The following is a 4027-nucleotide window of genomic DNA, read 5'->3' as shown; positions in this document are numbered from 1 at the left end:
GGGACCGTGGTGTGACACTGCGCGATTTTCCCCTTGTCGACGGAAAGCTGACACCCGACACTCTGGCAAAGGTTATCACCGACCGCACGCGGGTCGTCGCCCTTAGCCATGTGCAGTAAGACCTCTCCAAAAATAAAAAATCAAATCAATCCTATACGCACAAACCGTCAATTCTTTCCCCCTACTCCCTACTCCCTACTCCCTACTCCCTCTTTTCTGGAGATGTCTATTATTTTAGTAGACGTAAACCACTTAATGTGACTAAAACTGTAGACCCTTCATGACCGAGTACCCCAAGAGGCATATTGATATTTCCAGTAAAGTTAGCGACTAATAATAGGAAAATAAACCCAATAGCAAAAGTAATATTTTGTTTGATAATACGGTTAGCGCGACGACCTAAATTTATAGCTTCTACTAATTTTTCTAAGCGGTCTGCCATTAACACAATATCTGCTGATTCTAAAGTAACATCACTACCTGCATTACCCATAGCAATACCAACTGTAGCTAGGGATAAAGCGGGAGCATCATTAATACCATCTCCTACCATTGCTACATTTTTATTTTGTTGTTGCAGGCGCTTAATTACTGTTAATTTATCTTCTGGTAATAATTCATAATAGACTAGATTTATACCGAGATTTTGAGCAACACTATGAGCAGTTTGTTGATTATCTCCTGTCAGCATAGCTATAGATTTTATCTTCATAGACTTGAGTTGATTTATCATTTTGCCAGCTTCTAAACGGACAGTATCAGCGACAGATATTAAGCCAATAATTTCTTGTTATTTTGCCACAAAAATAACTGTTTTACCCTGTTTTTGGAGGCGGTTACTTTCATCTAAAAAGTAGGAACTAAAATTATTTACTTCTAACTTAATTAAATTTTCTTTGCCTACTGTAATAATTTCACTATTAACAATACCTGTAATCCCTTCGCCAGTTTTGGCTGTGACATTAGTTGCTACTTGCCACTGAATATTTTTTGTAATTGCTGTTTGAGTAATAGCTTTTCCAATAGGATGTTCAGAACAAGATTCTAGGGCAGCAGCTAACTGTAAAACTTCATTTTCTGACTTACCTTTTTTGGGGATAATATCAACAACTTGTAGTTTACCAGTAGTCAGAGTTCCTGTTTTGTCAAAGGCGATCGCTTTGACTTCTCCCATCATTTCTAATTGAGCACCATTTTTAAATAAAATTCCCTGTCTAGCTCCATTAGCAATGCCAGATAGTAAAGTAGGCATAATTGATGCCATTAAAGCACAAGGAGAAGCAACTACTAAAAAGATTAAGGCTCGATAGATTGTTGTTTCCCAACTCCAATTTAATAAAAATGGCGGTAAAATTGCGAGTAATATGCCTGAGAGAACTATAACTTTGGCGTAAATTTTCTCAAATTTTTCCACAAATCTCTGAGAGGGTGGAGTCTCAGTTTTGGCTTGTTCAACTAAACGAATTACACGCTGAATTAAACTACTTTCTGGAGATTTATTTACTTCTAGTCTTAAAACACCATTACCATTTAATGTACCTGCAAAAACTTCATCTCCTACAGTCTTATCAACGGGTATAGATTCTCCTGTAATTGGAGCTTGATTAATGGTACTACTGCCTTCAATAATAATACTATCAGTCGGGATAAGTTCTCCAGGTTTAACTAAGACAACATCTCCCATTTTTAATTGATTAACCGGAATTTGTGTTTCTTGATTATCGACTATTAATCTGGCAGTATCAGGAGTAATAGCCATTAATTTCTGAATATTACGTTCAGTTCGCTCCATAGCAAAAGTTTCGAGAGCGCCACTAATAGCAAAAATTAAAATTAGCACTGCTCCATCAATTATTAAGTGATATTCTTGTTGCCATAAACCTAAAGCAGCAGCTCCCAAAGCAGCAACAATCATCAATAAATCAACATCTAATTCTTTTTCTGACCAGAGAGTTGTTATACCTTCTTTAGCACTTTCATAACCACCAATTACATAAGCTGTTGCTAGAATTAATAGTGCTAAACCAACCCAATTAATTTGTAAACAAAACCAACTAAAAAAAATCAGTACAGCACAGGTTCCCGCAGCAAATGCTTCTGGATAATATTGAGCAAGTTGTAGATATTGAGGTAGAGAAAAGTTTTTCTGATTCATAGGAGTTTCAAGATAGTTTCGACTAGATTTTTTTCAACATCTGTTTTGTGTATAGTGGAATAGGTTGATCTTGATCGAGCCTAGTTCTTAATCATTTCTTAACTTAACCGGAGAAAATATTCTATAGTTTCGACTAGATTTTTTTCAATATCTGTTTTGTTTATAGTGAAATAGGTTTATTTTCATCAAGCCTAGTTCTTAATCATTTCTTAACTTAATTAGAGAAAATATTCTAATGAATTATGATAATATAATTGACAGGTATTAATGAAAAAACAAATCAATTAATTATTAAGAATTGTTTTAATTAATTGAGGTTCAGGTTAAATTAATTAGTACAATTACCCCTAGTTAATTGCTAATAGACTTATCACTTTATAGAGTGTTATAGAGCGATAAAAATTGCGAAAACCTTTGCTCTGTCAATCTTGTAGCTATCTAAAGAATAAAAAATACCATAAACGATTGCTATATGTGAAGTTTTAGCAATTTTTCTATCCCACATTCTACACCACTATGGGTAGGGTTTTTAACTGTTGTCTATATCTATTCGAGAGTTGAATGCAGCGTTAAATTTAGCTATGGCGGGCTAGGGGAGCCGTCGGATTGGGGACGTATCAACCGTGACAGTCTGTGAACTGGTGAGTGTCAACATTGCCAGTGGAATAGGGAATAGAACAGACTATCAGAAAATCATAGATTTTTACAGATAGTTGTAGGTTTCTAAGAACGGTCAGTATAAATAGTAATACTGATACACTACTGGTAATGTATTAACTTTTTCAAACCCCTATATTCTAGACAAAACCTGTGGAATGTGGGTTCTATCTAACTAATAATTGTTTTAATAAATCAAATTCAAGTTATTAGTTATTGCAAAAATTTAGTATTTAAGGAGCTTGAGATGGATTGGATAGTGGATGACACTGATGAAAACATTGTCTCTCCTAATCGCATAGATTGGAAATTTGACTTTTTTAATGAGTCAAGTGATGGTCAAATGGATATGGATGAAGTTAGGCCAAAAGTTAAGGATAATAACTCCTATCCCCTATCACAAACAACAGTTGGACAAAAGGTTTGGTTAGTTGGCTTTCAGGGAAAAGGAGGAATTAATCGCCTCTTAGGAATGGGATTAACTCCAGGGGCTCAATTGCAAATTATCAGCGCTCAACCTAGTGGTTCGGTTCTAGTCGCCATAGAAGATAACCGGATCGGTGTGGGTTCGGGAATGGCTAACAACATTTTAGTTAGTGACCAATCTTCAACTCAAGGAGAAAACATGAAAAATCAAACAAAGACAATATTATTGCGAGAAATGCCAGAGGGAAGTGAAGGCAAAGTATTGGGTTACAACGAAGTCAAACGAGGCTATAAGAAAAAACTGTTGTCGATGGGGATGACTCCTGGCGTAAAATTTGAGGTGGTTCGGGTAGCACCTTTGGGAGACCCAGTAGAGATTCTCGTCAGAGATTTTCATCTAAGCTTACGCAAAGAAGAGTCAGATGCTTTAATAGTTGAGGTTGTCTAGGTGCCTAGTGCCGCTACGCGGAAGTAAAAATTCATGCATTATTGATTAGTAAGGCTTTTAGGATTTTATAAATGGTCAGTTATTTCCGCCATTCTGCACTAGCTAAATTTTGGAATTCCGTAGGTATAGTGCTACACGCAAGTTAAAAATAAGATTTGATAGACTTAAAACTCTAACTTTACAGGAATTTCAAGGAATTATTTTACTTAATGGCTAAATTTTTCTCTACAGCGCTTTTCAGATTGATGACCTCATATCTTAACGAAGTCAGAAGTCAGAAGTCAGAAATCAGAAGTTAACCCACCCCTAACCCCTCCCAGGAGCGGAAGTAGGGGATTTGA

General features: G+C 36.0%; 1 protein-coding gene and 1 pseudogene. One reads left to right on the top strand and one right to left on the bottom strand.

What is annotated here, in order from left to right; genetic code table 11:
- Positions 1-229: 229 nt before the first annotated feature.
- A pseudogene (locus F6K22_RS34520) lies at positions 230-1915 on the bottom strand (heavy metal translocating P-type ATPase).
- 1144 nt (positions 1916-3059) lie between these two features.
- On the opposite strand from F6K22_RS34520, the gene F6K22_RS34515 reads away from it, so the two are divergent.
- On the top strand, positions 3060-3686 hold the full coding sequence (locus F6K22_RS34515; protein ID WP_293108831.1) for a FeoA family protein: 627 nt from the start codon (positions 3060-3062) through the stop codon (positions 3684-3686).
- Positions 3687-4027: the final 341 nt, after the last annotated feature.

This window comes from Okeania sp. SIO2F4 (assembly GCF_010672385.1).
Lineage (GTDB): Bacteria > Cyanobacteriota > Cyanobacteriia > Cyanobacteriales > Microcoleaceae > Trichodesmium.
This window is presented reverse-complemented; position numbering and strand designations above follow the sequence as displayed.

Bases quoted from the DNA above. Each gene is read 5' to 3' on its own strand.
- F6K22_RS34515 (WP_293108831.1), top strand. From the start codon at position 3,060: ATGGATTGGATAGTGGATGACACTGATGAAAACATTGTCTCTCCTAAT.